Here is a 3,633-nt window from a genome sequence, read left to right on the forward strand (position 1 = left end):
AGCTGGGCGGCGGGTGCGGGCCGGCCGGCGGGGGCTTGCGCCCGCAGCAGCGTTGGCAGCAGCAGTAGTAGCCAGAGTACTCGGGAACCAGGGTTGCTGAAGGCTTTCCGCATGCGTGGTAATTCGGAATGAATGGAATGGAGAGCCTGCCAAAGATAAAGCAGGGCCCTTGCTACGCCAGTTACGACATTTAGGCTATAAGCTTAACAGAAAATTGACTACTGTTACTCATTCCACACAAGCGGCCCTTGTGCGCCATCAAGATTAAATTATCATAGTATTAGGCTACCAGCTGCGGCAACAAGGCAGAGCACTTCAGCCTGGTTCTTATTTCAAGCACCTGATTGTGGTGCCGTCGGTAATGTGAAGCGTACCGTCGGGCGCTACCGCGATGCCGACAGGCCCGACGAAGCGAGCTTCCGGGCCTGGCCCATCGAGATGGCCGCCCCGTAGCATCATGCCGGCCAGGGTCGAAACCTCGCCCGAGGCAGAAATCTTGCGGATGGTGCCGTTCGCATGGTCGGCTACGTACACATTACCAATCGTATCGACGGCTACGCCCGTGGGAAACAGGAAGCGGGCCGTAGCGCCCGGCCCATCGGTGCCGCCGTGGTGCCAGGCCTGGCCAGCCAAGGTAGTGACGGTGCCATCGGGCGCAATTTTGCGGATGGTGTGGTTGCCGTTATCGGCCACGTACACATAGCCCGCGGCATCAACGGCAATGCCGGCCGGCTGATGGAACCTGGCAGCAGGGCCGGCTCCATCGGTGCTGCCTTTGCTCTTCGCCAGCCCCGCCAGCGTCGTGACGCTGCCCGCGGGCGTGATTTTGCGGATGGTATGGTTTTCGGTATCGGCCACATACACGGTGCCCGCCGCGTCGACGGCCACACCCTGCGGGAAATTGAACCGCGCCGCGGCACCCGGTCCATCGGCAGCGCCTTTGGCGCCACTCGTGCCGGCCAGGGTGCTTACCGTGCCCATCGTGGACACTTTTCGCACGGTGTGATTTCCGGCATCCGTCACGTACAATACCCCGTCGGCCCCCAAGGCAACGCCTACCGGCTGGTAGAACCGGGCCGCTTTTCCCAGTCCATCGGTGCTGCCCTGGCTGCCGGCGGCACCCAGCACGGTCGCAACCTCGCCGGCCGGCGTCACGCGGCGCACCGTCATGGCTTCGGCATCGGCTACGTAAAGCGTGCCATCGGGAGCGCAGGCCAGCCCCATCGGATACGTAAAGCGCGCTTCTGCCCCGGCTCCGTCGGTATAGCCCTTGCGATTGCCGGGGTCGCCCGCCAGCGTTGTAACTCGGGAAGCCGATTCGTAGGGCGTCGGCGTAAGCGGCACAAAAACAATCCGCTGCGCCTGCCCGGGCAGGACAACAGAAACCATTAGGGCAATGCTGCAAATCAGCGAAAACCGCATACTTGAATCAAAAAGGAATACGACCAAAGGTATTGGAACTACATGCAAAAACGCCCCGACCAAACCGGCCGGGGCGTTTCGTATAGCAGCGGCGAGTTGCCAATGCTTGGGTGGCTATTGAGGGCCGTCACGGCCTACTCGCCAGGCTTGAGCACCACCTTCACGCAGCCGTCTTTCTTGTGGCGGAAGATGTCGTAGCCGTGCGGGGCCTGCGAGAGCGGCAGGCGGTGCGTGATGATGTCATCCAGTTTCACGTCGCCGTTCGACACGTGCTGCATCAGCTTGTCGATGTGCTTGTGGGCGGGCGCCTGGCCGGCCTGCATGATGATGCCCTTGTCGAAGAACTGGTGGATGGGGAAGTTGTCGAAGGGCGAGGAGTACACGCCCAGCACCGACACGAAGCCGCCGCGGCGCACGGCGCTCATGCAGGCCAGCAGCACCTTGTCGGAGCCTTTTTCAAGGTTGATAACGGCCTTGGCGCGGTCGCCTAGGCTGCGGTCGGGCTCAAAGCCCACGGCTTCCACGCACACATCGGCCCCGTAGCCCTTGCTCATGCTCCGGATTTCATCGACCACCTGCTTATTGCTTTCCCAGAGAATGCCTTCGGCGCGGGCGGCTTTCTTGGCCATGTCGAGACGGTACTGCTGGGTATCGACGATGATGACGCGGCTGGCCCCGCGCAGCCAGGCCGATTTGGCGGCCATGATGCCCACCGGACCCGCGCCAAAAATGGCCACCACTTCGCCGCCCTTCACCCCGGCCCAGTCGATGCCGGTGTAGCCGGTAGGGAAGATGTCGGTGAGGAAGAGCACCTGCTCGTCGGTGAGGTTGTCGGGCACTTTGCGGGGGCCGTTGTTGGCGTAGGGCACGCGCACATACTCGGCCTGGCCGCCGTCGTAGCCGCCGTACAGGCTGGTGTAGCCGAAGAGCGCGCCACCTTTCTCCGTCAGTAGGCCGCCCTCGGGGCCATAGTGGTCGGGGTTGGAGTTTTCGCAATGGCCGGGCAGGTCGTGGTTGCAGAACAGGCAATGCCCGCAGGCCACTGGGAAGGGCACCACTACCCTATCGCCGCGCTTAAGGTTGGTCACGCCTGAGCCCACTTCCTCCACAATGCCCATGAACTCGTGGCCTAGCGTTTGGGGCGTGGGCTGCGGAATGCTACCGTTGTAGATATGCAGGTCGGACCCGCAAATGGCCGTGCTGGTCACGCGGATGATGGCATCGCGCGACTCGTGGATTTGGGGGTCATCGACGGTATCGACCCGCACGTCGCGCGGGCCATGAATTCGGAGAGCTTTCATCGGAAAAACGTTAGAAATGAGGAAGTAAAAACTTCCCAGCTAACGCCCTCTTTTTTCGGCGGGTTACTACGGCCCAGCTTAATTGGCGGGCAGCCTCTTCCGTAGTTTACAGGCTTATAGCTGATAGACCGCCACTCCCGCCGCCGTGAAAATATACGCGTAGGTTTCGCCCACCAGCACCTGCCGCACGGCGGCGGGGTCGAGGCCGGCGGGCAGGGCCACGCGCCGCTCGGTCTGGTTGTAGAGGTGGAAAAACCGCAGCGCGCCGGCTTCGAGAAAGTACATCTCATCGCCCCGGAAGCCCACCAAGCTCAGCCCCGGAAACGGCAGCTTTTTCTGGTAGCTGCCCAGGTTGTCGAACACGTACACGCCCGTGCTGCGGTCGACCAAATACGTCTTGTTCTGGTACTGGCGAATGAAGCGGAAGTCGGGCCGCGAGCGACCAATCAGCAAATCCAAGGGCGTGTGCTGCACCTCGCGCAGGGTGTTGGGGTCGAACTCGCGTAGCGTGAGCGTGCTCTCATCGAGCAGCCAGATGAAGTTGTCGGGGGCCAGCGTGGCCACGCGCACGGTGCCGTCGAGCACGTCGCCCAGCCGCACCTCGCTGATGGGGGCCAGAAACCTATCGAGCAGCACGAGCTGCTGCCGGTCGTCGTTGAAGACGAGCGTGCTGGCCACGTTCCAAGCTTCCACCTGGGCCACGTGGCCGGGCTGGGCGGGCGCGTACGTGCTCAGCGGCAAACCTTCGGGGCCAAACTGGCGCAGGTTGTTGTCGGCATCGGCCACGTACAGCGCCCCGCGCCTATCGAGCGAGGCCGCCCCTGGGTTGGGCAGCTTGATGGTGCGCAGCAGTTTCCAGGCGGCTACCGTGGGTGCGGCGCTGGCATCGAGCGGTGGCTGGGGCACCGGC

Annotated in this window: 3 protein-coding genes; all 3 read right to left on the minus strand. The window is 63.0% G+C overall.

Translation table 11 applies throughout. The features are described 5' to 3' along the window. Window positions 1-327: 327 nt before the first annotated feature. Window positions 328-1,389 carry an NHL repeat-containing protein gene (locus ACYVDE_RS17270; protein ID WP_460502791.1) on the minus strand — a complete coding sequence of 354 codons (1,062 nt, stop codon included), beginning with the start codon at window positions 1,387-1,389 and terminating at the stop codon, window positions 328-330. Between the two features lie 167 nt (window positions 1,390-1,556). Next, window positions 1,557-2,723: a zinc-dependent alcohol dehydrogenase gene (locus tag ACYVDE_RS17275; RefSeq protein ID WP_460502792.1), complete on the minus strand. Its 1,167-nt coding sequence runs from the start codon at window positions 2,721-2,723 to the stop codon at window positions 1,557-1,559. Between the two features lie 114 nt (window positions 2,724-2,837). Further along, on the minus strand, window positions 2,838-3,633 hold a 796-nt coding region (locus tag ACYVDE_RS17280; protein WP_460502793.1), incomplete at its 5' end, for a hypothetical protein.

It is taken from the genome of Hymenobacter agri, from assembly GCF_054778495.1.